Genomic DNA, 24,272 nt, shown 5'->3' with positions numbered 1-24,272 from the left:
TGGCGCGTTGCCTCCAGCGTACCCGTCGTGCGCGCGGCTAGGCTGGTGCGGTTCACCCCGCATCCGAGCAAGGAGCAGCATGTCCCGCGAACGCGTCGTCCTCGTCACCGGTGGCAATCGCGGCATCGGCCGCGCCATCGCCGAGCGCTTCGTCGCCGACGGCTACTCGGTCGCCGTGACCGCGCGGTCCGGAGAGGGCCCCGCGGGCACACTGACCGTCCGGGCCGACGTCACGGACGGTGCCGCACTCGACGCCGCCTACAGCGAGGTCGAGCAGAAGCTGGGCCCCATCGGGATCGTCGTGGCCAACGCCGGCATCACGAAGGACACGCTGTTGCTCCGCATGAGCGAGGACGACTTCGACAGCGTGGTGTCGACCAATCTGGGCGGGGCCTTCCGCGTCGTCAAGCGCGCCGCGAAGGGCATGCTGCGCGCCAAGTGGGGACGCGTCATCCTCATCTCGTCGGTCGTCGGTCTGTACGGTTCGGCGGGGCAGATCAACTACTCGTCGTCGAAGAGTGCGCTCGTCGGATTCGCCCGTTCCCTCACGCGCGAACTCGGCTCGCGAGGCATCACGGCGAACGTGGTCGCCCCCGGGTTCATCGAGACGGACATGACCGCTGCCCTTCCCGACGAGACTCAGGCCGATTACAAGAAGAACATCCCGGCCGCGCGCTTCGGCTCCGCCGAAGAGGTCGCGGCGGCGGTGGCCTGGCTCGCTTCGGACGACGCCGCCTACATCTCGGGCGCGGTCATCCCCGTGGATGGCGGCCTCGGGATGGGGCACTGACGACGCGCGTCAGCCCACGGCGCTGAGGATCTCGCGCGACAGCAGCGCCGGGTCCGAGAACTGCGGCCAGTGGCCGGTGCCGAGGCGCACCACCCGCGCGTCGCGGATCGCCTCGAACTCTCGCGCGAACGCTCCCCAGTTCTGCACCTCGGAGCGGAACGCGGCCTCGTCCATGCCGCCCATGAGCAGCGTGACGGGCACACCGTGGCGCCGCACCCCGGTCAGCTCGACGCCATCGGCAGGCACATGCTCGGGGACGGCGCGGGTCATCGGCGCCGTCCGCTCGCGCGTCGCCGCGTCGAGGTCGCGTGTGTCATCCTCGTCGAAGAAGTCCCATCCGGGGAAGGGGATGACCCCGTCCGTCACCGGGAACTCTGAGATCGAGGCGCCAGGAGGCGGCGGCGTCGTGTCCACGAAGACGACGCGCGCGACGCGGTCGGCGCGCTCCTCCGCCGCCGCCCAGGCGACGTTGCCGCCTCCGCTGTGCCCCACGAGCACGACGGGCCCGTCGATCCGATCGATCTCGGCGACGACGGATGCGACCCAGTCCGCCAGACGGACCGGCGGGACGGATGCCGCGGACCCGACGCCGGGGAGGGTGAGGGGATGCGGGGTGTGCCCCGCGTCGGTCAGGGCAGGGACCACGTCGTCCCACGAGGGTGCGTCGAGCCAGAGGCCGGGGATCAGGATGATGTCCATGCCGCGAGGGTACGCGCGACCCCCGACATCCCCGGGTGCGGTCAGGGGAGTAGGGGCACGACCTGTGCGAGGTCGACGGCTTCGACGACGAGGTCCGCCCGGCGCCGCACCGCGGGCTTGGCGTTGAACGCGATGCCGAGGCCCGCGGCATCCATCATCAGGAGGTCGTTCGCGCCGTCGCCGATGGCGATGGTGCGGTGCAGCGGGATGCCGCGCGCCGCCGCCCACTCGCGCAGCGCCGCGGCCTTGCCCGCCGCGTCGACGATGGGGCCGTCGACGACGCCGGTGAGCGTCCCGGCCGCGGAGGCGAGCCGGTTGGCGCGCCACACGTCGATCCCGAGACCGGGGGCGACGGTGTCGAGGATCTCGTGGAAGCCTCCGGAGACGACCGCCGCGACGCCGCCGCGTGCGTGGATCGACGCGATGAGCTCGCGGACGCCGGGCGTGGGCTCGATGCGCGACAGCACACTGGCGAACGCGGTGATCGGAACGCCCGACAGTGCGGTGACCCGCGAGCGGAGACTCGTGGCGAAGTCGACCTCACCGCGCATCGCCGCCTCGGTCGCCGCGGCGACCTCGGGCCCGCGGCCCGCCTCGTCGGCGATCAGCTCGATGACCTCATTGCGGATGAGCGTGGAGTCGGCGTCGAAGACGACGAGGAACCGGGCGTCGGGCACCCGTCCACGTTATCGGAGGCGAAGGCGGCCGACCGACGGACGGTCGGCGGGCGTCACGGGGTGATGCGGACGTTCTTCCCGACGACGGTCAGCCCGCTGTCGGTGACCGTGAAGCCCCGCGACAGGTCGAGTTCGCGGTCGACGCCGACCGTGGCCCCCGGCTCGAGGACGACGTTCTTGTCGAGGATCGCCCGATGCACCCGGGCTCCCGCGCCGACGCTGACGTGATCGAAGAGGACCGAGTCGGTGATGGTCGAGCCGCCGCCCGACAGCGTCCAGGGTCCCAGCACGCTCCGTTCGAGGTGCGTGCCCGAGAGCACGCAGCCGAGGGAGACGATCGAGTCGATCGCGTTGCCGATGCGCCCGACCCCGTCGCGCACGAACTTCGCCGGCGGCGAGTTCACCGACTGCGAACGGATCGGCCAGTCCATGTTGTACAGGTTGAAGACCGGCAGGGCGGAGATGAGATCCATGTGCGCGTCGAAGAACGAGTCGATCGTCCCCACGTCCCGCCAGTAGTCGCGGTCGCGATCCGTCGAGCCCGGGACGTCGTTGCGCTTGAAGTCGTACACCGCCGCCTCGCCGCGCGAGACGAAGTAGGGGATGATGTCGCCGCCCATGTCGTGGTTGGACGTCGGCAGCTCGCCGTCCGCCTCGACCGCCTCGATGAGGGCGTCGGTGTCGAAGACGTAGTTGCCCATCGACGCCAGCACCTCGCCGGGGCTGTCGGTGAGGCCGGTCGGGTTCTGCGGCTTCTCGAGGAAGTCGCGGATGGTGACGCCGTCGGCCGGGTCGACGTCGATGACGCCGAACTGGTTCGCGAGACCGATGGGCTGACGGATGCCGGCGACCGAGGCGCGTGCGCCCGAGGCGATGTGCGCGTCGATCATCTGCTGGAAGTCCATGCGGTAGACGTGATCGGCGCCGATGACCGCGACGATGTCGGGCTTCTCGTCGTGGATGAGGTTCAGCGACTGGAGGATCGCGTCCGCCGACCCCGAGAACCACCGCTTGCCGAGTCGCTGCTGCGCCGGCACCGACGTCACGTAGGCACCGAGGAGCGCCGACATGCGCCAGGTCTGCGAGACGTGCCGGTCGAGGCTGTGCGACTTGTACTGCGTCAGGACGACGATCTGCCGCAGCTCCGAGTTGATCAGATTCGAGATGGCGAAGTCGATCAGCCGATATTGACCGCCGAAGGGGACGGCCGGCTTGGCGCGGTCCTGGGTCAGCGGCATCAGCCGCTTCCCCTCGCCGCCGGCGAGGACGATCCCGAGGACCTTGGGTGATGCTGGCATGTGCCCACACTATGGGGGATCGAGACCGCGCGACCAGGACTGTGTCGACGTGTCACGGTGCCCTAGAGTTCGGTCCATGCGCGTCGACATCGTCACGAAGGAATATCCGCCGGAGATCTACGGCGGAGCCGGTGTCCACGTCACGGAACTCGTGAAGTCGCTGCGTTCGCGGATCGAGGTCCAGGTGCGGGCGTTCGGCGGCGAACGCGACGAGGCGGACACGACCTCCTACGCGGTGCCGGACGGACTGTCGACCGCCAACGCCGCCGTGCAGACCCTCGGGACCGACCTCGAGATCGTCGGCGACGTCGCCGGCGCCGACGTCGTCCACAGCCACACCTGGTACGCGAACTACGCCGGCTTCCTCGCCTCGATGCTGCACGGCATCCCGCACGTCGTGACCGCCCACTCGCTCGAGCCGCTGCGTCCGTGGAAGGCCGAGCAGCTCGGCGGCGGCTACGCCGTCTCGAGCTATGTCGAGAAGACGGCCTACGAGCATGCGGCGGCCGTCGTCGCGGTCAGCGACGGGATGCGGCGGGACATCCTCCGCAGCTATCCCGCGCTCGACCCCGCCAAGGTGCGCGTCATCTACAACGGCATCGACGTCGACGCGTGGCAGCCGCGCGAGGACCCTGCCCTGCTCGAGCGGTGGGGCATCGATCCGGCCCGACCCTCGGTCGTCTTCGTGGGTCGCATCACCCGGCAGAAGGGCCTGCCGTACTTCCTGCGCGCCGCCGAGCAGCTGCCGCCCGAGGTGCAACTGGTGCTGTGCGCCGGGGCTCCGGACACCCCGGAGATCATGGCGGAGGTCCAGGGGCTCGTGCGTGATCTGCAGCGCACCCGAGACGGTGTCGTCTGGATCGAGGAGTTCCTGCCGCGCCCCGACCTCTGCGCGATCCTCACCTCCGCGACCACGTTCGTCTGCCCGTCGATCTACGAGCCGCTCGGCATCGTGAACCTCGAGGCGATGGCCTGCGGGGCCGCGGTCGTGGGGACGGCGACGGGCGGCATCCCCGAGGTCGTCATCGACGGTGTGACGGGGCGTCTCGTCGAGATCGAGCAGGTCGAGGACGGCACGGGCACGCCCGTCGACCCCGATCGCTTCGTCGCGGACCTCGCGGCGACCCTGACCGAGGTGGTCGCCGATCCCGAGCGCGCACGCGAGTACGGGCGTGCGGGGCGCGAGCGTGCGGCGTCCGCCTTCAGCTGGGAGGCCATCGCGGACGCGACCGCTGCGCTCTACCGCGAGGTCGCCGCGTCCGCGCGGTAGGCGACCCGCCGCTCGATAGGCTGGGGGCATGCCTCAGGTCCTCGAGCTCGCCGACGTCGTCGTCCGCCGCAACGCCCGCAACATCGTCGACGGGATCGACTGGACCGTGGAGTCCGACCAGCGGTGGGTCGTGCTCGGGCCCAACGGCGCCGGCAAGACGACGGTGCTGCAGCTCGCGGCGACCCTCATCCACCCGACCTCGGGCGAGGTGACCGTCCTCGACGAGACGCTCGGGCGCACCGACGTGTTCGACCTGCGTCCCCGCATCGGCTTCGCGTCGTCGGCGATGGCCAAGCGCGTGCCCCAGGACGAGACGGTCCTCGACGTCGTCCTCACGGCCGCCTACTCGGTGCTCGGCCGCTGGCGCGAGGACTACGAGGCGATCGACGAGCGTCGAGCGAGGCGTGTGCTGGGGGAGTGGAGCCTGGCGCACCTCGCGGACCGCACCTTCGGGACGCTGTCGGACGGCGAGCAGAAGCGCGTCCAGATCGCCCGCGCCGTCATGACCGACCCCGAGGTGCTGCTCCTCGACGAGCCCACCGCGAGCCTCGACCTCGGCGCGCGGGAGGAGCTCCTGAGCCTGCTCGGCGGGTACGCGCAGGAGGAGTCGACGCCCGCGATGATCATTGTCACGCACCACGTCGAGGAGATCCCGGTCGGGTTCACGCACGTCCTGCTGCTGCGCGACGGCAAGATCGTCGCGCAGGGTCCGATCGCCGAGACGCTCACCGCGGACGCGCTCACGGAGGCGTTCGGTCTGCCGATCACGCTGACGGCCGAGGGCGGACGGTTCGCCGCGCGCGCCGCATCCTGATAAGATCTTCCTTTGGCGCGGTCGCGCCGCAGACTTCCACCCGCATCTGGCAAAATCCAGGGCACTTCGTGAGGAACCCAATGAAGACTGACATCCACCCCGAGTACCGCGCCGTCGTGTTCCGCGACCTCGGCTCCGGCGAGACCTTCCTGACCCGTTCGACGGTCTCCAGTGACAAGACGATCGAGCTGGACGGCGAGACCTACCCGGTCATCGACGTCGAGATCTCGTCCGCCTCGCACCCGTTCTACACGGGCAAGCAGCGCATCATGGACTCGGCTGGTCGCGTCGAGAAGTTCAACCAGCGCTTCAAGAACTTCGGCAGCAAGTAAGCAGCCCGCATCGAAGGCCCCGCTCCGGCGGGGCCTTCGTCGTTGTCGGGCGACGCCCGGGCGCTCAGCGGATGGGCCAGCTGCCGTCGACCTCGGCATCGAGCCGCCCGATGCGTACGAAGTACGCGCCGAGGCTCTCGGCCTGCGCGCGCGCCCACCCGATCTGCTGCGCATGCAGTTCGTCCGCTGAGAGCTCGAGGGTGAATCGGGCGGCGATGGCCTGTGCGACGCGACCCGCTGCGATGGCGTCCGCTGCGGCGTCGTGCGCGCCCTCCAGCGGGACGGCGTAGTGCGCGGCGACGACCTCCAGGGTGCGCTTGCCGCGTCGGTACCGGTCGTACGTCTTGTCCACGACGAGTGGGTCGATGACCGGCGACGGGGCCGCGATCGGCTCGACACCGTGACGGATGCCCTCGTACTTCAGCAGGGAGAAGTCGAACGGGGCGTTGTAGGCGACCACCGGGATGCCGGCGGCGAAGAGGTCGCGGAGCGTCGCGGTGACCTCTGCGACGACCTCGGCCGCGGGTCGGCCCTCCGCGCGGGCTCGTTCCGTCGTGATGCCGTGGACGGCCGTCGCACCGTCGGGGATCTCGACGCCCGGATCCGCGAGCCACGTGCGCGCGTCGATCACGGCGCCGGAGGCGTCGAGCACGCCGACGTGCGCGGTCACGATCCGATCGGAGCGGACGTCGACGCCCGTGGTCTCGAGGTCGAACACCCCGAGGGGACCGGTACAGGGTCCGGCGGAGACGACGGCGGGGATGACGGCGGGCGCCGGTTCGGCGACGACGAGCACTATCGGCTCCGGCGGAACGACGGCAGGCGTGCTGCCCTGCGCGCCGAGGTCGTTCCACGTGTCGTCATCCCACAGCGGAACTTCCTGCCACGCGCCCATGCGTCGACGCTACGGTCGACGGCCGACATCGAGGCGGACGACGCGCCGCCGGTGGGGAGGTGGACGCCGCGCTCGTAGACTCGACAGGGTGACCGTCGCCCATCCGTACGCCGAGCGTCTCGCGAGCATCCCCGTCGATCGGCGCGAGGTGACCGTCGCGGGAACGCGGACCGCGTACTGGGTGTACGGTCCGGAGGACGCCGAGACGACGATCCTGGCCGTCCACGGATTCCGCGGCGAGCATCACGGGCTCGAACCGATCGTCGCGTTCCTGGGCGCCGTCCGCGTCGTCTCGCCCGACCTCCCCGGCTTCGGCGAGACCCCGCGCCTCCCGGGCCGTCACGACCTCGACGGCTACGCCTCGTGGCTCACGGCGTTCGCCGCGGCCGTCGCGCCGGACGCCGTCGTCCTCGGTCACTCCTTCGGGTCGATCGTCGCCTCCGCCGCGGTCGCCCGCGGCCTGTCCGCGCCGCGACTGATCCTCGTGAACCCGATCGGCGCGCCGGCGCTCGAGGGACCCCGCGGCATCCTCACCCGCCTCGCGATCTTCTACTACTGGGCCGGTGCCCGGCTGCCCCGGCCGCTCGGTGACGCGCTCCTGCGCAACCGTCTCATCGTCCGGGTGACGAGCGTCGCGATGGCCAAGACCACGGACCGTGGCCTCCGCGCCTTCATCCACGACCAGCACGACACCTACTTCTCGCGGTTCGCCGACCGCGACACCCTGCACGAGGCGTTCGTCACCTCCGTCTCGCACGACGTCCGCGAGGCTGCCGGGCGCATCCACGTCCCGACGCTGCTCATTGCGGCGGAGAAGGACGACATCACCCCGGTTTCGGCGCAGCACGAGCTGCAGCGACTGTTCCCCGACGCCGAGCTCGAGGTGATCCCCGAGGTCGGGCACCTCATCCATTACGAGACGCCGCGGGCAGCGGCATCCGCGATCACGCGCTTTCTTCGGCCTTCCGCCGGCGATACGCGTTGACGTTCATGCGGTTGCCGCAGTTGCCGGTGTCGCAGTAGCGCTTCGAGCCGTTCTTCGAGTAGTCGATGTAGACCGCGTCGCAGTCGTCCGCGGAGCAGACGCGCACGCGGTCGAAGTGATCCGACCGGATGACGTCGACGAAGGCCATCGCGACCTCGACCGTGATGCGCGTCGCGAGCGGCGCCGCGTCGTCCGTTGCGTGGATGTGCCAGTCATACGCGTCGTGGATGACGAGCTGGGGGAGTGCCTTCCCCTCCCGGAGCATCGCGTTCACGATGGGGACGGCCGCCTCCCGATCGCCGGTCCAGAGGGTCCGGAGGCGTGCGCGCGCGGCGCGGAGTTCGGACAGCTCGACGTCGTCGCGGCGGATCACCCCGCTGTAGGGGAATTCCCGCAAGAACGCCGCCAGGTCCTCGAGCGTCGCGAGGCGGTCGATGCCGTCGTCGTCGATCGCCGGCAGCGAGTTGACCAGTGCGGTCGCCGCGCGCAGCGATGTCTCCGTGTCACGAATGAACATGTCATTGACTCCTGACGCTGTCGAGCGTTACGGTCACCAGTGTAAAGACCTTTCGGTCATGACATCTCGGATCCGCGCAGGATCCCACGCGCCTCGAGGAGGACCGATGGTCACGACGGCATCCGCCCCCGCGACGGGCTCCGTCCGTCTGCCGTCCATCCGGTCGCGCGGACTGGTCCTCGCCGTGACGAGCGCGCTCGCGTTCTCGATCAGCGGCCCGATCGCGAAGCCGCTCCTCGAGGGCGGATGGTCGCTCGCCGCGGTCCTCGCGGTGCGCATGGGCGTGGCCGGTCTCGTCCTGTCGCCGGCGCTCGTCCGCACGCTGGTGCAGCACCGCGGGTTCCTGCGCACTCATTGGCTCTCCCTCGTGGCATTCGGGCTGATCCCGGTGGCCGGATGCCAGCTGTTCTACTTCTCGGCGCTGCAGCGGATGCCGGTGGGCATCGCCCTGCTGATCCAGTACCTCGCGCCCGTCATGCTGGTCCTGTTCGTCTGGGCGCGCACGCGTCGCGCGCCGTCCCGCGTGGTCCTGGCGGGTTCGGTCGTCGCGATGGTCGGGCTCGTCCTCGTCGTCGACATCGCGGGCGCTCGCGTCGACCCGCTGGGCATCGCCTTCGCCCTGCTCGCCGCCGTGTGCGCGTGCTTCTACTTCGTCATGAGCGAGCGCACCGGCGCGGATCTGCCGCCGCTCGCGCTCGCGTCCGGGGGCCTGCTCATCGGCACGGCGACCGTGCTCGGGCTGGCGCTCGTCGGCATCCTCCCGCTCGCGGCCCCGCCGCTGGAGATCCTCGTGGGCGACATGGTGCTGACGCCGATCGCGCCGCTGCTGCTCATCGGATGCTGCACGGCCCTCGGCTACGCGTTCGGGGTGATGGCGGTGCCGCGCATCGGCTCGCGGCTGGCATCGTTCGTCGGGCTCGCCGAGGTCCTGTTCGCGCTGATGTTCGCGTGGCTGCTGCTCGGAGAGGCGCCCGCCGGCATCCAATTCGTCGGGGGAGCGCTCATCCTCGCGGGCGTCGTCCTCGTCCGCGCCGACGAGCGCACCGCCGCCGATGTCAGCTCTCCCGTCGAGCCGCTGCCAGGAGAGGTCGGACCCGGTACCCGATGACCTCGCCCATCGCGAGTGAGGTCTCGGTCCGCTCGACCCCGTCGATCGCGAGGATGCGGGCATCGACGTCGAACAGGTGCTTCGTGTCGCGCGCGGCCACCCGGACGAGCAGATCCACGGGTCCGCTGAGGCCATGGCACTGCACCACCTCCGGGATCTCCTCGAGCTCCACGGTGATGCGCGGCAGGTCGGCCTGACGCACCTGCACGTGCAGGATCGCGTCGATCGTGTACCCCAGGGCGGCGGGTGACATCGCCCGCTCGAAGGACAGGAAGACCCCGGACCGCTCGAGCTTGGCCATCCGCGCCTGCACCGTGTTCCGCGAGAGGCCGAGGCGCTCGGCCAGAGCGACGACGGTGGCGCGATGATCCTCGGCGAGGGCGTTCAGCAGCTCGAGATCGACATGGTCCAGGGCGCTCATAGTGCCACACCATAGCAGGAGCATCGGCGTTCGCTTACGCATCCTGCTCAACATGTCGATCGATGCTTGAGCGAGGTGCGATGTCGGCATAGTCTCGCGACATCCGGCGATGATGCCGGTGTTCTGCGCAGGTCGGTCGTTCACGAGACGTCCGGCCGCGATCAGAGAGGGACGAAGATGACCGACACTCTGACCCCAGCCCGCGACGTGTCCACCGACACGGAGGGCGTCGCCCGGCTGCTCGACCACGAAGGTCGTCGCGTGCACGACGAGCGGCTGGAGCCGTGGGCCGCCGACATCGATGCGGCGATGCTCCGCCAGGTCTATCGCGACATGTTCCTCACCCGCCGGCTCGACGCCGAGGGCGTGGCACTGCAGCGCCAGGGCCACGTGGCGCTGTGGGCGCCGGCGCAGGGGCAGGAGGCGGTGCAGGTGGGCACGGCGTGGGGGAGCCACGACGACGACTTCCTCTTCCCGAGCTATCGCGAGATCGGCATCGAGGTCGTCCGCGGCGTGCAGCCGCGCGACTTCGTCATCGTCTGGCACGGCGCGCAGCACTCGAGCTGGGACCCCTTCGACGTTCACGTCGCGAACCCGCAGATCATCATCGGGGCGCAGACCCTCCACGCCGTCGGCTACGCGATGGGCATCCAGCGCGACGGCGGCGACCAGGTCGCCGTCGCCTACTTCGGCGACGGCGCGACGAGCCAGGGCGACGTCAACGAGGCCATGATCTTCGGCGCGTCCTTCGGCGTTCCGGTGGTCTTCGTCTGCTCCAACAACCACTGGGCGATCTCCGAGCCCGTGGGCCTGCAGGCCCGCATCCCCATCGCCGACCGGGCGCCGGGCTTCGGCATCCCGAGCCTGCGCATCGACGGCAACGACGTGCTCGCGTGCATCGCCGCGATGCGATGGGCGGCTGATCACGCGCGCAGCGGCCGGGGACCGGCCTACATCGAGGCGGTCACCTACCGGATCGGCCCGCACACCACCTCGGACGACCCGACCCGCTACCGCGACCCGGCCGAGGTGGCGCACTGGCGCGAGCGCGACCCGCTGGCCCGTGTCGAGGCGCACCTCCGCGCGGCGGGCGCGTTCGACGACGCCTTCCGCGACTCGCTGACCGCCGACGCGGACCGCTTCACGACCGCGATGCGCAGCGCCGTCATTGGGCTCGCACCGCCCGAGCCGATGCGTGTGTTCGACAACGTCTACGCCGAGCCGCACAGCGGCATCGACGAGCAGCGAACCCGCTTCGCCGCCTACCTCGACGGCTTCGGCGAGGGGGGTGCCCGATGACCGAGATGACCATGGGCAAGGCGCTGAACGCCGCCCTCCGCGACACCCTCGCCGCCGACGACCGCGTCCTCATCATGGGCGAGGACATCGGCAAGCTCGGCGGCGTCTTCCGCATCACCGACGGCCTGCAGAAGGAGTTCGGGCCGCGACGCGTCGTCGACACGCCGCTGGCCGAGTCCGGCATCGTCGGGACCGCCGTCGGGCTGGCCTTCCGCGGCTTCCGCCCCGTCGTCGAGATCCAGTTCGACGGCTTCGTGTACCCCGCCTTCGACCAGATCGTCAGCCAGGTCGCGAAGCTGCACTACCGCACGCAGGGGCGCGTGAAGATGCCGATCACCATCCGCATCCCCTGGGCCGGGGGCGTGGGGGCGGCCGAGCACCACTCCGAGTCACCCGAGGCGTACTTCGTGCACACGGCGGGCCTGCGCGTGGTCGCGGTGTCGAATCCGCAGGACGCCTACACGATGCTCCGTCAGGCGATCGCGTCCGACGACCCCGTCGTGTTCTTCGAGCCCAAGCGGCTCTATCACTCGAAGGGCGAGGTCGACCTCGACGGCGATGTCGCCGACGCGGCACCGCTGGGCCTCGCCAGAGTCGTCCGTGAGGGGACGGACGTCACGGTGCTCACCTACGGCGCGCAGGTGACGACGGCGATGGATGCCGCGATCGCCGCCGAGGACGAGGGCGTCTCGCTCGAGGTCATCGATCTCCGCTCGATCTCGCCCGTCGACTACGCCACCGTCGCGGCGTCGGTCCGCCGGACCGGCCGCGTCGTGGTCACCCATGAGGCCTCGCGCGAAGGCGGCGTGGCGGCGGAGGTGATCGCGAGCGTCACCGAGAAGTGCTTCCACTACCTCGAGGCGCCGCCGCTGCGGGTCACGGGGCACGACGTGCCGTACCCGCCGTCCAAGCTGGAGCATCACCATCTGCCCGATCTCGACCGCATCCTGGATGCCGTCGACCAGGTCATGGGCCGGCCGTCGAGCTACTCGGAGGTGACCGCGTGAGCACGGACTTCCTGCTCCCGGACCTGGGCGAGGGGCTCGTCGAGGCCGAGATCGTGCAGTGGCACGTCGCGGAGGGCGATGTCGTCACGCTGAACCAGACGATCGCCGAGGTCGAGACGGCGAAGGCCGTCGTCGAACTCCCGTCCCCGTTCGCCGGGACGGTCGCGGCGCTGCGTCACGCCGAGGGCGATGTCGTCCCGGTCGGGGAGGTGCTGATCTCGTTCGACGTCGACGGCGGCGAGACCCCCGGGCCGACCCCTGCGGCGACCGAGGAGAAGCGCGAGCCGAACCTCGTCGGATACGGTGCGGCTCCCCGCGCCGCGGCCCGCCCGCAGCGCCGTGCCCGGTCTGCGTCGTCCGCAGGCACCGTGGACACGGCCGTGCGCGAGGCGGCCCCGCACGACGCGATCGTCGATGCCCCACCCGAGCGAGAGCTCCGCGACCGCCCGCGGTCGACGCCCCCGGTGCGCAAGTTCGCGAAGGACCTCGGCGTGGACCTCGACCTCGTTGCCGCATCCGGCGTCACCGGGATCATCACCCGCGAGGACGTCGAGGCGTACGCGTCGCAGACCGAGCCCGCCGCCGTCGCCCCGGTGACGACGATGCGCGCGGCCCACACCCCGGAGGACGAACGCATCCCGATCCGGGGCGTCCGCAAGCACACGGCCGAGGCCATGGTGCGATCGGCGTTCACCGCACCGCATGCGTCGACGTTCCTGACGGTCGACGTGACGGCATCCGTCGCCCTCGTCGATGGCCTGCGCGCAGACCGTCGCTTCGCAGAGCACCGCATCGGGATCATGGCCGTCGCGGCCAAGGCGGTCTGCCTCGCACTGCGACGCTCTCCCGAGCTCAATGCGCGGTGGGATGACGCGGCCGGGGAGATCATCCGGTTCGGACGCGTCAACCTCGGGATCGCGGCGGCCACCGACCGCGGACTGGTCGTGCCGTCGGTGAAGGATGCCGGCAGTATGTCGCTCGTCGAGCTGTCGGACGCCATCCGCGGCGTCGCCGAGACGGCGCGCGCCGGCAAGGCCACGCCCGCTGACCTCTCGGGCGGCACGTTCTCCATCACGAACTACGGCGTCTTCGGCGTCGACGCCGGAACGCCCATCCTCGTTCCCGGCGAGGCCGGCATCCTGGGGCTCGGCGCCGTCCAGCGTCGGCCCTGGGAGCACGAGGGGCAGGTCGCCCTGCGCGACGTGATGACCCTCAGCCTGTCGTTCGACCACCGGCTCGTGGACGGTGCCGAGGCGGCTCGCTTCGTGACGGACGTCGCCGATGTCCTCCGCGAGCCGGGACGGGCGATGGTGCTCGCATGACTCTGTCGCTGCACGGATACGACCTCAGCGAGGAGCAGGTCGAGCTCGCCGGGCTGGTACGCTCGTTCGCCGACGAGGTCGTCGCTCCGGTCTCGTACGAGGCGGACCGCACCAAGACGCTGCCGTTGGACATCGTCGCGCAGATGGGCGACATGGGACTGTTCGGACTCCCGTTCCCCGACGAGGTGGGCGGTCAGGGCGGCGACTACACCACCCTGGGCCTCGCCATCGAGGCGCTCGCCCGGGTCGACCAGTCCATCGCGATCACGCTGGAGGCGGGTGTCAGCCTCGGCGCGATGCCGATCTTCCGCTTCGGCACCGACGCGCAGCGCGAGGAGCATCTGCCCGACCTCCTCGCCGGACGCGCGCTCGCCGGCTTCGGTCTGACCGAGCCCGAGGCGGGATCGGATGCCGGGGCCACCCGCACGACCGCGCGCCTCGACGGCGACGAGTGGGTGATCGACGGTGCGAAGCAGTTCATCACGAACTCCGGCACCGCGATCACCCGGTTCGTGACGGTCACGGCCGTCACGAGCGATCCTGGCGCGGAGCGCCGCGAGGTCTCGACGATCATCGTCCCGAACGGCACCCCCGGGTTCACGGTGGGGCCGGCGTACGACAAGGTGGGCTGGCACGCCAGCGACACGCATCCGCTGTCCTTCCAGGGCGTCCGCGTCCCCGAGGCGAACCTCCTGGGCGAGCGAGGTCGCGGGTTCGCGGGCTTCCTGCACATCCTCGACGAGGGCCGCATCGCGATCGCGGCGCTCGCCACCGGTGCGGCAGAGGGATGCCTCGAGGCGGCGATCGACTACGCGAACAGCCGGGTCGTGTTCGGCGAGACGCTCGGCAGCCGCCAGAGCATCCAGTTCATGATCGCGCGGATGCAGCAGCGCGTGCATGTGTCGCGGCTCGCGTGGCTGCACGCGGCCCGGCTGCGCGATGCGGGGCGCCCGTTCAAGACCGAGGCGGCGATCGCGAAGATGACCTCGAGCGATGCCGCGATGGACAACGCCCGCGACGCGACCCAGATCTTCGGAGGCAACGGGTTCATCAACGAGTACCCCGTGGCGCGGCACTACCGCGACTCGAAGATCCTCGAGGTGGGTGAGGGGACGACCGAGGTGCAGCTGCTGCTGATCGCGCGGTCGCTCGGGCTCGCCTGAGTCAGACGGGGAGGGCTGACGAGGTCAGCAGCGACAGCCGGTCGCGCTCGAACCGGAAGGTGTGCGCCGAGCCGTTGGCGAGCTTGTGGCCCGGCTCCGGGAACTCGCCGGCAGTCGCGTGGGAGATGACCATCCGGATGAGCGCGCCGTGCGCGACGGCGATCACCTGCGCAGACGCGGGCGAGGTCAGACGGCGCGCGTCCGCGACGGCCTCGCGGATGCCGCTGAGCGCCCGCGCGGTGACATCAGGCCAGGGCTCGGCTCCGGGCACCTCGGCCGTGTGCCACGGTCCCCAGCGGTCGAAGAACTCGACGTCGGTCAGCCCCTCGGCATCCCCGTATCCGCGCTCCCGCAGCGCGGGATAGGTGACCGGCTCTGCGAGATCCAACACCTCGGCGATGATGCGTGCCGTCTCGTGCGCCCGGGCGAGGTCGCTCGAGGCGATCACGGTGGGCGCGTGCGGATCGAGGGTGTCGGCGAGCTCGAGGCCGGCGGCACGAGCCTGCGCGCGTCCGGTGTCGTTCAGGGGGATGTCGCTGGAGCCCTGGATGCGTCGGTGCAGGTTCCAGTCGGTCTCGCCGTGGCGCACGAGGGTGAGGATCGTCACCCGTCGAGCCTACGTGGGGCGCGTCGACCGGGCGTTCAGCTGCGGCCGGCCAGCGCTGCCGCGAGGGTCGTCAGGACCTCCGAGGTGCCGGCGTCGATCTTGACGGTGGCGCGCGCGTCGCCCCGTGTCTCGCCGCGGTTGACGATGACCACCGGCAGCTTGCGCCTGCGGGCGCGGTCGAGCAGGCGGATGCCGGAGTTCACGACGAGCGAGGACCCCGCGATGAGCAGCGCCGTGCTCCCGCGGACGAGCTGCTCCGCCTCACGGAACTTCTCGACGGGGATGAACTCGCCGAAGAAGACGACCTCGGGCTTCAGGACGCCTCCGCACACCGAGCACGCGGGCACCACGAAGTCGTCGCCGGCAGAGGGGAGGACGTCGCCATCGGGGCCCAGCTCGACGTTCTCCGGCACGGTGATCCACGGGTTGTCGCGTTCGATGCGCTCCGCGAGGTCGCGACGGTCGAACACCTGGCCGCAGTGCAGACACGTCACCCGACGCATCGTGCCGTGCAGCTCGACGACCCGTCGGCTGCCGGCGCGCAGATGCAGGCCGTCGACGTTCTGGGTGATGACGCCGCTGGCGACTCCTGCTCGCTCCAGGTCGGCGATCGCCCGGTGACCGTCGTTGGGTGCGGCTGCCGCGAAGGTCCGCCAGCCCAGATGGCTGCCGACCCAGTACCGGCGCCGGGATGCATCGTCGGCGAGGAATTGCTGCGCGGTCATCGGGGTGCGCACCGGCGCACCTTTGCCGCGGTAGTCCGGGATGCCGGAGTCCGTCGAGACGCCTGCGCCGGTAAGCACCGCGACGCGGTGACCGGCGAGGGCATCGACCGCGCGGTCGACCGCCGCCGCGGCGTCGACGTCCAGCACGGTCATGGCTCCTCCTCGACGTTCGAGCCTACGCCGTCCCGGTTTCGCGGGCGTCACAGCGTGGTCGTGCCAGCATGAAGGCATGCGCATCGTTCGGATCGACGACCCCGCCGATCCGCGGCTGCACGACTACCGCGACCTGACCGACACGGCGCTCCGGCGAGCGCTCGAACCGGAGGGCGGCCTGTACATCGCCGAGTCGGCGAAGGTGATCGCGCGGGCGGTCGCGGCGGGCCACCGCCCGCGGTCCGTCCTCGTGCAGGAGAAGTGGGTCGCGGATGCTGCGCCGCTGGCGGGGGATGCGCCCGTGTACGTCGTCCCCGACGGGGTTGCCGAGGCGCTCACCGGCTTCGCCGTGCACCGGGGTGCGATGGCGGCGATGCACCGGCCCGTGCTGCCGGCGGCATCCGACCTCCTCGCGGGTGCGCGGACGGTGGTCGTCCTCGAGGACATCGTCGATCACACGAACGTCGGTGCCGCCTTCCGCGCCGCGGCCGCCCTGGGGGCCGACGCGGTGCTCGTGACGCCGCGGTCCGGAGACCCGCTCTATCGCCGGAGCGTCCGCGTCAGCATGGGGACGGTCTTCCAGGTGCCGTGGGCCCGACTGCCCGAATGGGATGCCGCGGCCCCGCTGTTCGCGCGGGCCGGCATCCATCTCGCCGCGATGGCGCTCGCCGCCGACGCCGTGCCCCTGGACGCGTTCGCTGCGAGGCGTCCCGAGCGATTGGCGGTCATGCTCGGTTCGGAGGGCGACGGGCTGTCGGCGGCAGCGCTCGCCGCCGCCGACACGATCGTCACCATCCCGATGGCGGGCGGCGTGGACTCGCTGAACGTCGCCTCGGCGTCGGCCGTCGCGCTCTGGGCGCTCCGGTAGGGCGGCCTACGACTCCACGCGGTTCGAGAACGGAAGCGCGTCGGGGCGCTTGGCGGTGATGTGATCACCGGAGGACTGGTGGCGCAGGCGCCGCAGCACCCACGGCACGAAGTACTCGCGAGCCCAGACGAGGTCGTTCGCGCGGGCGGCGCGCCAGGTCATGGGCGGGAGGGTGTCGGGCTGCATGGGGTGCAGCTCGTTCGGCACGTTCAGCGCGCGGAGCACCATGCGCGCGACCTCGTGGTGTCCGAGGCTGTTGTAGTGCAGGCGGTCGTCGTCGAAGAAGCGCATGTCCTGCACCTCCTTGAGCGCCCACTGGTCGGCGACGATGCAGTCGTACCGGTCGGCGATTGCACGGATGTTCTCGTTGTAGATCGCGACGCGTCCGCGGATGCCGCGGAACACGGGCGTGAACTCGGTGTCGATCGCGGTGAAGACGAGGAGCGTCGCACCCTGCGACGACAGGCGCGCGACGGCATCCTCGAAGAGTTCGGCGACGGCGTCGGGGTCGCCGCCGGGACGGATCACGTCGTTGCCGCCGGCGGAGAAGGTGATGAGGTCGGGTCGCAGCGCGAGGGCGGGCTCGATCTGCGTCTGCACGATCTGCCGGATGAGCTTGCCGCGGACGGCGAGGTTCGCGTACGCGAAGTCCTCGACCTGCGCCGAGAGCACTTCCGCCACCCGGTCCGCCCAGCCGCGGTGCCCGCCCTCACGGGACGGTTCGGGGTCGCCGATGCCCTCGGTGAAGGAATCGCCGATCGACACCATGCGCCGCCAGGGGTGCGCGGTCGCGTTGGGGACGTAGGGCGAACGGTGGTCAGCCGGATCAGGCTCGGTCTCGCTCATGGCACCTCCGCGTCGAGGGTACCCGGACCGTCCGCGGAGCCGACAGTCGGTGGGAGCGCCTATGGTGGATCGACGTGACAGGCGAGACGGCGATGGAGGAGGGCATCATCGACCAGGAAGCCCACTTCGGAAGCTTCGCCGCCGAGCACCTCTCGCCCGCCTTCCCGCAGCGTGCTCCCTGGGGCACGGCCCAGAACCTCCGAGCCTGGCAGGCCGAGGCGCTCGAGCAGTACTTCGAGTCCGATGGGCCCGACGGCGTCGGCGGCGGCCCCCGGGACTTCCTCGCCGCGGCGACCCCCGGCGCCGGCAAGACGACATTCGCCCTCCGCCTCGCCAGCGAGCTGATGCGACGTCGCATCATCGACCGCATCATCGTCGTCGCCCCGACCGAGCACCTGAAGACCCAGTGGGCGGATGCCGCGGCAAGGGTCTCGCTCCGTCTCGACCCGCGGTTCAGCAACAAGCACTTCTCCCCGGCCCGTCACTACCACGGGGTCGCGGTGACGTATGCGCAGGTGGCGGTGAAGGCATCCGTCCACGAACGTCTCGTGCTGGACTCGCGGGCCCTCGTCATCCTGGACGAGGTGCACCACGGCGGCGACGCCCTCAGCTGGGGCGACGCGCTCCGCGAGGCCTACGGGCGGGCGACGCGCCGGCTGCTCCTGTCCGGCACGCCGTTCCGCAGCGACACGGCGCCCATCCCCTTCGTCGAGTACCACCCGAACGACAAGGGCATCCGCCTCTCCCGCACCGACTACAACTACGGCTATGGGCGTGCGCTCGCCGACGGCGTCGTCCGCCCCGTCCTCTTCCACGTCTACGCGGGCCAGATGAAATGGCGCACCAAGGCGGGTGACGAATACGAGGCCCACCTCGGGCAGGACAACACGAAGGACATCAACTCGCAGGCCTGGCGAACCGCGCTGAATCCCGAGGGCGAGTGGATCTCGGCCGTCCTCCGCTCCGCCGACCGCCGTCTCACCGAGGTGCGTCAGGACGTGCCGGATGCCGGGGGCCTCGTCATCGCGACGGATCAGACCGCGGCGCGCGCCTACGCGGCGATCCTCCGCGACATCACCGGCGAACCCACGACGGTCGTCCTGTCCGACGACAAGGCGGCGTCGGGACGCATCGAGACCTTCTCCCAGTCCACCAGCCGGTGGATGGTCGCCGTCCGCATGGTGTCCGAGGGCGTCGACGTCCCCCGGCTCGCCGTCGGCGTCTACGCGACCAGTGCGTCGACCCCGCTGTTCTTCGCGCAGGCGATCGGCCGCTTCGTCCGCGCCCGCCGCCGGGGCGAGGCGGCATCCGTCTTCCTGCCGAACGTCCCGCCGCTGCTCGCCCTCGCGAACGAGATGGAGCGCGAGCGCGACCACGCACTCGACCGGGAGTCGGACGGCGAGGACGGTCTCGATGACTCTCTCCTCGAGGAGGCAGAGCGCGAGGACAAGGCCTCGGACGCACTCGTCGAGGAGGGCAGCTTCCAGGCCCTCGGCTCGTCGGCCCACTTCGATCGCGTCCTCTACGACGGCAAGGAATTCGGCCAACTCGCCGTCCCCGGCACGCTCGAGGAGGAGGAGTTCCTCGGCATCCCGGGGCTGCTCGAGCCCGAACACGTGCACGAATTGCTGATGCAGCGGCAGTCGCGGCAGACGCGGCACCGTCACGCGCGCGAAGCGCAGGAGAAGACCACGCGGGAGGCGACGGGGGAGCCTGAGCACACGCTGCCCCCCGCGTTGCACCGCACCCTGCGCGAGCAGCGTCAGCTGTTGAACAGTCTGGTCGGACTGTATGCGCGGCAGAGCGGCGAGCCGCACGGGGCCGTGCACGCGGAGCTCCGGCGCGTGTGCGGCGGTCCTGAGGTGGCCCGTGCCACGGTCGCCCAGCTGCAGGCGCGGATCGAGGTCCTGCGACGCCGCGTGCATTCCTGAGGCGGCGTGTTCGGATCCCCGAAATGCTGGCAGTTCCGGCATTCGGGCATGCCGGCCCGCTCGCGCTGGCTAGCGTGAAGAGGTCATGAGCACGGTGAACACGACCCCCGTCCCCGACGCGACCCCTCGAGACCGGCGGAGGTGGGCCGGGTACCTCGTCGACGAGCGTGCCGAGGCGCGGGTCTACCGCGAGCTCGCCGCGCGGAAGACGGGGGAGGAGCGCGACATCCTCGTCGCACTCGCAGACGCGGAGGGGCGCCACGAAGCCCACTGGCTCGCGCTGCTGGGCGGCGAGCCGCACCGCCCTCCGCGCGCCTCGATCCGCACCCGCATGCTGGCGGCGATGGCGCGGCGGTTCGGTTCGATCTTCGTGCTCGCCCTCGCGCAGAACGCCGAGAACCGCTCGCCGTACGACGACGACCCGCACGCGACGCCCGCGATGCGAGCGGACGAGAAGATCCACGGCGAAGTCGTGCGGGGCCTCGCGGCCCGCGGGCGGATGCGGCTGTCGGGGACGTTCCGCGCGGCGGTGTTCGGCGCGAACGACGGACTCGTCTCCAACCTCGCCCTCGTCATGGGGATCGGGGCCACCGGGGTCGCGCCGCAATTCGTCCTCTTCAGCGGGATCGCGGGCCTGCTCGCCGGTGCGCTCTCGATGGCGGCCGGGGAGTTCGTCTCGGTCCGGTCGCAGCGCGAGCTCATCGAGGCGACGCATCCGAACAACGACACCGACCATGTGCTGCCCGACCTCGATCTCGACGCCAACGAGCTCGCACTCGTCTACCGGGCGAGGGGTTTGGACGAGGAGGCCGCACTCGAGCGCGCCCGGAGCGTCATCGGCGCAGCGCAGGCGAGCGACCGGGCCGTGCCGTACCGGCGGGCTGCCGAGCCGCCCGCAGATCTGGAGTCGGTCGGGTCGGCATTCGGCGCGGCCGCCTCGAGCTTCGCCTTCTTCGCCTCGGGTGCCGTCATCCCGGTGCTGCCGTGGATCCTCGGCCTGTCCGGGCTCGCCGCGGTCGCGCTCGCGCTCGCGCTGGTCGGTCTGGCGCTGCTCCTCACCGGCGCGACCGTCGGGCTGCTCTCGGGCGCTCCGCCGCTGCGACGCGGACTGCGCCAGCTCCTCATCGGGTTCGGGGCCGCCGCCGTGACCTATCTGCTCGGTCTGCTGTTCGGCGTCTCCGCCGCGTGAGCCGGCCCGATTCTTCACATCGCCGGGAACGTGCTAGTCTCGATCCTCGGTTGCGAAACCGAAAATCCCGGCCGAAAGCCGGGGAAAACTCTGCGCGGGTGGCGGAATAGGTAGACGCGCTAGCTTGAGGTGCTAGTGCCCGAATAGGGCGTGGGGGTTCAAGTCCCCCCTCGCGCACAGAGTCAGAATGGGTCCCGGAAACGGGGCCCATTCGTCGTTTTCGGTCGCAGTCCGAGCCGCCGTCACGAGCGCCGCTAGCGTGGGGGGATGTCCGCTCACGACGATCTGCCCGAGGTCGCGCGCGTCGCGCGCGACCTGATCCGATTCGACACGACGAACTACGGGGAGGGCCGCGCGCACGGCGAGCGGGAGGCGGCGGAGTACGTCGGCGCCTACCTGGAGTCCCTCGGCCTCACCCCGGAGTACTACGAGCCGGTCCCTCGTCGCACCAACGTGACGGCGCGCATCCCGGGCCGCGACCGCGACAAGCCCGCGCTGATCCTGCACGGTCACCTCGACGTCGTCCCCGCCGTGGCCGACGACTGGAGCGTCGACCCGTTCGCCGGCGTGGTGAAGGACGGCATGCTCTGGGGACGCGGCGCCGTCGACATGAAGGACATGGACGCCATGATCCTCACCTCGGTGGCCGACATCCTCCGCGCCGGCGAGCAGCCCGAGCGCGACCTCATCGTCACGTTCTTCGCCGACGAGGAGAACGGCGGCGTCGAGGGATCGCAGCTCGTCGTGAAGGACCGCGCGGAGTGGTTCGCGGGCGCGACCGAGGCGATCAGCGAGGTCGGCGGCTACTCGATCGCCGTCGGCGACACGCGCGCCTACCTGCTGCAGGTGGGGGAGAAGGCGCTCATCTGGATCCGGCTGCATGCCAAGGGGCTCGCAGGCCACGGCAGCCGTCATCACCCCGACAACGCGGTCACCCGCCTCGCCGAAGCCGTCGCCGCCCTCGGCCGCACGGGGTGGCCGATCGAGCTGACCTCGACCACCCGCCAGCTCGTCGGGTCGCTCGCCGACATCTCCGGGACTCCGGCCGATGACCCCGACACCGTCGCGGACGCGGCGGGCCCGGCATCCGCCTTCCTCCGATCCACCTTCCGCACCACCACCAACCCCACGGGCCTGACCGCCGGCTACAAGCACAACGTGATCCCGGATGCGGCAACCGCCGCGATCGACGTCCGCACCCTGCCTGGGCACGAGGACGCCGTCATCGCCCAGGTCCAGCGCATCGTCGGCGACGACATCGTCATCGAGGTCGTGCACCGGGACATCGGACTCGAGGTCCCCTTCGCCGGGGATCTCGTGGACGCGATGGTCGGCGCGCTGGGGCGGCATGATCCCGGAATCCCGGTGATCCCGTACCTTATGGGGGGAGGGACCGACAACAAGGCCCTCGCCGAACTCGGCATCGCGGGGTTCGGCTTCGCACCGCTGCGACTGCCCGCCGACCTGGACTTCACCGGCATGTTCCACGGTGTCGACGAGCGCGTCCCCATCGACGCGCTGGTCTTCGGGCAGCGCGTGCTCACCGATCTGCTCCGTACGTACTGAAAGGCCCCCGCATGCAGTTCATCGAGGCGATCATCCTCGGCATCGTCCAGGGCCTGACCGAGTTCCTGCCGATCTCCTCGAGCGCACACCTGCGCATCGTGGGGGAGTTCCTCCCGTCGGCCGAGGACCCGGGTGCCACGTTCACCGCGATCACGCAGATCGGGACCGAGCTCGCCGTCCTCGTCTACTTCTGGAACCGCATCGTTCGGATCATCGCGGCGTGGGCGAAATCGCTCACGGGCCGAATCCCGCGGAACGACCCCGATGCCCGCATGGGCTGGATCGTCATCATCGGCACCCTCCCGATCGGCGTGCTGGGCTTCCTCTTCCAGGACGTCATCCGCGACACGTTCCGGAACCTCTGGCTCGTCGCGATCGTCCTGATCGTCTTCGGTGTGATCCTCGGCGTCGCCGACGCCTTGGGCCGACGGGTGCGCACCGAGAAGGACCTGACGATGGGGCACGGTCTCACGCTCGGCTTCGCGCAGGCACTCGCCCTGATCCCGGGCGTCTCGCGCTCGGGCGCCACCACGACGGCCGGACTCGCGCTCGGGTACACGCGGCCGGCGGCCGCCGAGGTGGCCTTCCTCCTCGCCGTCCCCGCCGTCTTCGGCAGCGGGCTCTACGAGCTCGTCCAGGCGATCCGCGAACCCGGCGAGTCGGTGTTCAGCCTCGGCGAGACCGCCGTCGCGACAGTGGTCTCCTTCGGTGTCGGGCTCGCCGTCATCGCCTACCTGATGCGCTACCTGAAGAAGGGCAGCTTCCTGCCCTTCGTCGTCTACCGGGTCGTCCTCGGCGCGGTGCTGATCGTGCTGCTCGCGACCGGAGCGCTGCAGGCGTACTGATCCGCCGCGTCAGCGCCGGGGGTCGTCCTTCGGCCCGCGCGGTCCGTCGCCGCGGCGGCGCAGGTACTGCTCGAACTCCTGGGCGATCGCGTCGCCGGATGCCTCCGGGGAGTCCCAGGCGTCCCGGGTGCTCTCCAGCTGCTTGATGTACTCCGTCATCTCCTCGTCGTCTGCGGCGGCCGCGTCGATCGAGGCCTCCCACGCGAGAGCGTCGGCCGGCAGGACACCGCGTTCGATGACGGCCCCGGTGATCTCCGACAGCTTGTCCAGCAGGGCCAGCGTGGCCTTGGGGGAGGGCGTGTGGCCCGCGACGTAGTGCGGCACACTCGCCCAGAGCCCGGCGGTCGGGATGCCGGCGGCCTCACCGGCCGCGGCGAGCGCGGAGAGGATGCCGACGGGGCCTTCGTACGTCGAGCGCTCGAGCTCGAGCGCACTGCGGAGCTCTTCGTTCTCCGACCCGGCGAAGACCGAGATCGGTCGCGTGTGGGGGACATCGCTCATCATCGACCCGAGGGCGACGATGCCGGTGATGTCCTCGCGCAGCGCGGCGTCGACGAACTCCGCAGCGAACGCCTGCCACGCCCGCGCCGGCTCCGTGCCGGTCAGCAGCCAGAGGTCGACGCCCTCGGGGTGCCGGGCGGCCGGGCGCCACAGCGTGGCATCGGGCCACACGAGTCGGCGAGCGCCGTCGGGATCGAGACGCATCTGCGGCCGCGTGTACTGGTAGTCGAAATAGAGCTCGGGATCGACCCCGAAGACCTTCTCGAACTCACCCGAGGAACGCAGCTGGGATGCCGCGGCCGTCGCCGCCTCTCCGGCGTCGTTCCAGCCGTCGAAGGCGATCACGAGCACCCGCTGTCCCAGTCCCTGCACGGACGTCCTCTCTGTCGGTACCCCCACGATACGCCCGCGCTCACAGGGGCGGGCAGAGGTGCTCGCATACGA

At 70.9% G+C, this 24,272-nt stretch carries 25 protein-coding genes and 1 tRNA gene; 16 read left to right on the top strand and 10 right to left on the bottom strand.

Annotation, left to right across the window (positions count from 1 at the left end):
- The first annotated feature begins 79 nt into the window (after positions 1-79).
- Positions 80-790: a 3-oxoacyl-ACP reductase FabG gene (gene fabG / locus KZX17_RS13300; RefSeq protein WP_248174461.1), complete on the top strand. Its 711-nt coding sequence runs from the start codon at positions 80-82 to the stop codon at positions 788-790.
- A gap of 9 nt (positions 791-799) precedes the next feature.
- Here the strand turns inward: fabG and KZX17_RS13295 are convergent, their stop codons facing one another.
- The 3 genes from KZX17_RS13295 to glgC are packed head-to-tail and all read right to left on the bottom strand — an operon-like array spanning position 800 to position 3,464.
- Positions 800-1,489: an alpha/beta fold hydrolase gene (locus KZX17_RS13295; protein WP_248174459.1), complete on the bottom strand. Its 690-nt coding sequence runs from the start codon at positions 1,487-1,489 to the stop codon at positions 800-802.
- A gap of 41 nt (positions 1,490-1,530) precedes the next feature.
- Positions 1,531-2,166: a phosphoserine phosphatase SerB gene (gene serB, locus KZX17_RS13290; RefSeq protein ID WP_248174457.1), complete on the bottom strand. Its 636-nt coding sequence runs from the start codon at positions 2,164-2,166 to the stop codon at positions 1,531-1,533.
- 53 nt (positions 2,167-2,219) lie between these two features.
- A complete protein-coding gene (glgC, locus tag KZX17_RS13285; protein ID WP_248174449.1) occupies positions 2,220-3,464 on the bottom strand; it encodes a glucose-1-phosphate adenylyltransferase in 1,245 nt (414 codons plus the stop codon).
- Positions 3,465-3,540: 76 nt separating this feature from the next.
- Here glgC and glgA point away from each other — a divergent pair, with 76 nt between their 5' ends.
- From glgA to KZX17_RS13270, 3 genes are all read left to right on the top strand, one after another.
- On the top strand, positions 3,541-4,734 hold the full coding sequence (gene glgA, locus KZX17_RS13280) for a glycogen synthase (protein ID WP_248174447.1): 1,194 nt from the start codon (positions 3,541-3,543) through the stop codon (positions 4,732-4,734).
- Between the two features lie 28 nt (positions 4,735-4,762).
- Positions 4,763-5,548, top strand: coding sequence for an ABC transporter ATP-binding protein (locus KZX17_RS13275; RefSeq protein WP_248174445.1), 786 nt, complete (start codon positions 4,763-4,765; stop codon positions 5,546-5,548).
- 80 nt (positions 5,549-5,628) lie between these two features.
- Positions 5,629-5,880 carry a type B 50S ribosomal protein L31 gene (locus tag KZX17_RS13270; protein ID WP_018186539.1) on the top strand — a complete coding sequence of 84 codons (252 nt, stop codon included), beginning with the start codon at positions 5,629-5,631 and terminating at the stop codon, positions 5,878-5,880.
- Positions 5,881-5,944: 64 nt separating this feature from the next.
- On the opposite strand, the gene KZX17_RS13265 is transcribed toward KZX17_RS13270, so the two are convergent.
- Positions 5,945-6,775 carry an exonuclease domain-containing protein gene (locus KZX17_RS13265; RefSeq protein WP_248174443.1) on the bottom strand — a complete coding sequence of 277 codons (831 nt, stop codon included), beginning with the start codon at positions 6,773-6,775 and terminating at the stop codon, positions 5,945-5,947.
- 88 nt (positions 6,776-6,863) lie between these two features.
- Here KZX17_RS13265 and KZX17_RS13260 point away from each other — a divergent pair, with 88 nt between their 5' ends.
- Complete coding sequence (locus tag KZX17_RS13260) at positions 6,864-7,760, top strand: alpha/beta fold hydrolase (RefSeq protein WP_248174441.1); 897 nt, start codon at positions 6,864-6,866, stop codon at positions 7,758-7,760.
- On the opposite strand, the gene KZX17_RS13255 is transcribed toward KZX17_RS13260, so the two are convergent.
- Positions 7,720-8,277, bottom strand: coding sequence for a CGNR zinc finger domain-containing protein (locus KZX17_RS13255; protein ID WP_248174439.1), 558 nt, complete (start codon positions 8,275-8,277; stop codon positions 7,720-7,722). The genes KZX17_RS13260 and KZX17_RS13255 overlap by 41 nt on opposite strands.
- 106 nt (positions 8,278-8,383) lie before the next feature.
- Here KZX17_RS13255 and KZX17_RS13250 point away from each other — a divergent pair, with 106 nt between their 5' ends.
- Positions 8,384-9,385: a DMT family transporter gene (locus KZX17_RS13250; protein WP_248174437.1), complete on the top strand. Its 1,002-nt coding sequence runs from the start codon at positions 8,384-8,386 to the stop codon at positions 9,383-9,385.
- Here the strand turns inward: KZX17_RS13250 and KZX17_RS13245 are convergent.
- Entirely contained in the window at positions 9,333-9,806 is a 474-nt protein-coding gene (locus KZX17_RS13245; RefSeq protein ID WP_248174435.1) for an Lrp/AsnC family transcriptional regulator, read from the bottom strand. The two genes, KZX17_RS13250 and KZX17_RS13245, sit on opposite strands and share 53 nt — an antisense overlap.
- A gap of 177 nt (positions 9,807-9,983) precedes the next feature.
- Here KZX17_RS13245 and KZX17_RS13240 point away from each other — a divergent pair, with 177 nt between their 5' ends.
- The 4 genes from KZX17_RS13240 to KZX17_RS13225 are packed head-to-tail and all read left to right on the top strand — an operon-like array spanning position 9,984 to position 14,597.
- Entirely contained in the window at positions 9,984-11,105 is a 1,122-nt protein-coding gene (locus KZX17_RS13240) for a thiamine pyrophosphate-dependent dehydrogenase E1 component subunit alpha (protein ID WP_248174433.1), read from the top strand.
- The gene (locus KZX17_RS13235; protein ID WP_248174431.1) at positions 11,102-12,112 is read left to right on the top strand and encodes an alpha-ketoacid dehydrogenase subunit beta; all 1,011 of its coding nucleotides are present in this window, start codon (positions 11,102-11,104) and stop codon (positions 12,110-12,112) included. The genes KZX17_RS13240 and KZX17_RS13235 overlap by 4 nt, the downstream gene beginning before the upstream one ends.
- A complete protein-coding gene (locus KZX17_RS13230; RefSeq protein WP_248174429.1) occupies positions 12,109-13,434 on the top strand; it encodes a dihydrolipoamide acetyltransferase family protein in 1,326 nt (441 codons plus the stop codon). The genes KZX17_RS13235 and KZX17_RS13230 overlap by 4 nt, the downstream gene beginning before the upstream one ends.
- Positions 13,431-14,597 (top strand): acyl-CoA dehydrogenase family protein, encoded by a 1,167-nt coding sequence (locus tag KZX17_RS13225; RefSeq protein WP_248174426.1) that lies wholly within the window; start codon positions 13,431-13,433, stop codon positions 14,595-14,597. The genes KZX17_RS13230 and KZX17_RS13225 overlap by 4 nt, the downstream gene beginning before the upstream one ends.
- Before the next feature lies 1 nt (position 14,598).
- Here KZX17_RS13225 and KZX17_RS13220 read toward each other — a convergent pair whose 3' ends face one another.
- On the bottom strand, positions 14,599-15,204 hold the full coding sequence (locus KZX17_RS13220; protein ID WP_248174424.1) for a histidine phosphatase family protein: 606 nt from the start codon (positions 15,202-15,204) through the stop codon (positions 14,599-14,601).
- Positions 15,205-15,239: 35 nt separating this feature from the next.
- Positions 15,240-16,082, bottom strand: coding sequence for a Sir2 family NAD-dependent protein deacetylase (locus KZX17_RS13215; protein WP_248174422.1), 843 nt, complete (start codon positions 16,080-16,082; stop codon positions 15,240-15,242).
- A gap of 76 nt (positions 16,083-16,158) precedes the next feature.
- On the opposite strand from KZX17_RS13215, the gene KZX17_RS13210 reads away from it, so the two are divergent.
- The gene (locus KZX17_RS13210; protein WP_248174420.1) at positions 16,159-16,950 is read left to right on the top strand and encodes an RNA methyltransferase; all 792 of its coding nucleotides are present in this window, start codon (positions 16,159-16,161) and stop codon (positions 16,948-16,950) included.
- A gap of 6 nt (positions 16,951-16,956) precedes the next feature.
- Here KZX17_RS13210 and KZX17_RS13205 read toward each other — a convergent pair whose 3' ends face one another.
- Positions 16,957-17,796 (bottom strand): SGNH/GDSL hydrolase family protein, encoded by an 840-nt coding sequence (locus KZX17_RS13205; protein WP_248174418.1) that lies wholly within the window; start codon positions 17,794-17,796, stop codon positions 16,957-16,959.
- A gap of 92 nt (positions 17,797-17,888) precedes the next feature.
- Between KZX17_RS13205 and KZX17_RS13200 the strand changes: the two genes are divergently transcribed.
- The 5 genes from KZX17_RS13200 to KZX17_RS13180 all read left to right on the top strand — a co-directional run bounded on the left by KZX17_RS13200 (position 17,889) and on the right by KZX17_RS13180 (position 23,327).
- Complete coding sequence (locus KZX17_RS13200) at positions 17,889-19,727, top strand: DEAD/DEAH box helicase (protein ID WP_248174856.1); 1,839 nt, start codon at positions 17,889-17,891, stop codon at positions 19,725-19,727.
- Positions 19,728-19,812: 85 nt separating this feature from the next.
- On the top strand, positions 19,813-20,916 hold the full coding sequence (locus tag KZX17_RS13195) for a VIT1/CCC1 family protein (RefSeq protein ID WP_248174416.1): 1,104 nt from the start codon (positions 19,813-19,815) through the stop codon (positions 20,914-20,916).
- 92 nt (positions 20,917-21,008) lie between these two features.
- Positions 21,009-21,093 (top strand) — tRNA-Leu (locus tag KZX17_RS13190).
- Between the two features lie 90 nt (positions 21,094-21,183).
- Complete coding sequence (locus KZX17_RS13185; RefSeq protein WP_248174414.1) at positions 21,184-22,482, top strand: M20/M25/M40 family metallo-hydrolase; 1,299 nt, start codon at positions 21,184-21,186, stop codon at positions 22,480-22,482.
- A gap of 11 nt (positions 22,483-22,493) precedes the next feature.
- Complete coding sequence (locus tag KZX17_RS13180) at positions 22,494-23,327, top strand: undecaprenyl-diphosphate phosphatase (RefSeq protein ID WP_248174412.1); 834 nt, start codon at positions 22,494-22,496, stop codon at positions 23,325-23,327.
- A gap of 9 nt (positions 23,328-23,336) precedes the next feature.
- On the opposite strand, the gene KZX17_RS13175 is transcribed toward KZX17_RS13180, so the two are convergent.
- Complete coding sequence (locus KZX17_RS13175; RefSeq protein ID WP_248174410.1) at positions 23,337-24,200, bottom strand: PAC2 family protein; 864 nt, start codon at positions 24,198-24,200, stop codon at positions 23,337-23,339.
- Between the last annotated feature and the right edge of the window lie 72 nt (positions 24,201-24,272).

This window comes from Microbacterium sp. EYE_78 (assembly GCF_023149035.1).
Classification (GTDB): domain Bacteria; phylum Actinomycetota; class Actinomycetes; order Actinomycetales; family Microbacteriaceae; genus Microbacterium.
Note: the sequence above shows the minus strand (reverse complement) of the source record. Positions and strands in the feature narration are given on the sequence as shown.

Coding starts and splice junctions, on each gene's coding strand:
- fabG (WP_248174461.1), top strand. CDS start 80: ATGTCCCGCGAACGCGTCGTCCTCGTCACCGGTGGCAATCGCGGCATC.
- KZX17_RS13295 (WP_248174459.1), bottom strand. CDS start 1,489: ATGGACATCATCCTGATCCCCGGCCTCTGGCTCGACGCACCCTCGTGG.
- glgC (WP_248174449.1), bottom strand. CDS start 3,464: ATGCCAGCATCACCCAAGGTCCTCGGGATCGTCCTCGCCGGCGGCGAG.
- glgA (WP_248174447.1), top strand. CDS start 3,541: ATGCGCGTCGACATCGTCACGAAGGAATATCCGCCGGAGATCTACGGC.
- KZX17_RS13275 (WP_248174445.1), top strand. CDS start 4,763: ATGCCTCAGGTCCTCGAGCTCGCCGACGTCGTCGTCCGCCGCAACGCC.
- KZX17_RS13270 (WP_018186539.1), top strand. CDS start 5,629: ATGAAGACTGACATCCACCCCGAGTACCGCGCCGTCGTGTTCCGCGAC.
- KZX17_RS13265 (WP_248174443.1), bottom strand. CDS start 6,775: ATGGGCGCGTGGCAGGAAGTTCCGCTGTGGGATGACGACACGTGGAAC.
- KZX17_RS13255 (WP_248174439.1), bottom strand. CDS start 8,277: ATGTTCATTCGTGACACGGAGACATCGCTGCGCGCGGCGACCGCACTG.
- KZX17_RS13250 (WP_248174437.1), top strand. CDS start 8,384: ATGGTCACGACGGCATCCGCCCCCGCGACGGGCTCCGTCCGTCTGCCG.
- KZX17_RS13245 (WP_248174435.1), bottom strand. CDS start 9,806: ATGAGCGCCCTGGACCATGTCGATCTCGAGCTGCTGAACGCCCTCGCC.
- KZX17_RS13240 (WP_248174433.1), top strand. CDS start 9,984: ATGACCGACACTCTGACCCCAGCCCGCGACGTGTCCACCGACACGGAG.
- KZX17_RS13235 (WP_248174431.1), top strand. CDS start 11,102: ATGACCGAGATGACCATGGGCAAGGCGCTGAACGCCGCCCTCCGCGAC.
- KZX17_RS13225 (WP_248174426.1), top strand. CDS start 13,431: ATGACTCTGTCGCTGCACGGATACGACCTCAGCGAGGAGCAGGTCGAG.
- KZX17_RS13215 (WP_248174422.1), bottom strand. CDS start 16,082: ATGACCGTGCTGGACGTCGACGCCGCGGCGGCGGTCGACCGCGCGGTC.
- KZX17_RS13210 (WP_248174420.1), top strand. CDS start 16,159: ATGCGCATCGTTCGGATCGACGACCCCGCCGATCCGCGGCTGCACGAC.
- KZX17_RS13205 (WP_248174418.1), bottom strand. CDS start 17,796: ATGAGCGAGACCGAGCCTGATCCGGCTGACCACCGTTCGCCCTACGTC.
- KZX17_RS13200 (WP_248174856.1), top strand. CDS start 17,889: ATGGAGGAGGGCATCATCGACCAGGAAGCCCACTTCGGAAGCTTCGCC.
- KZX17_RS13195 (WP_248174416.1), top strand. CDS start 19,813: ATGAGCACGGTGAACACGACCCCCGTCCCCGACGCGACCCCTCGAGAC.
- KZX17_RS13185 (WP_248174414.1), top strand. CDS start 21,184: ATGTCCGCTCACGACGATCTGCCCGAGGTCGCGCGCGTCGCGCGCGAC.
- KZX17_RS13180 (WP_248174412.1), top strand. CDS start 22,494: ATGCAGTTCATCGAGGCGATCATCCTCGGCATCGTCCAGGGCCTGACC.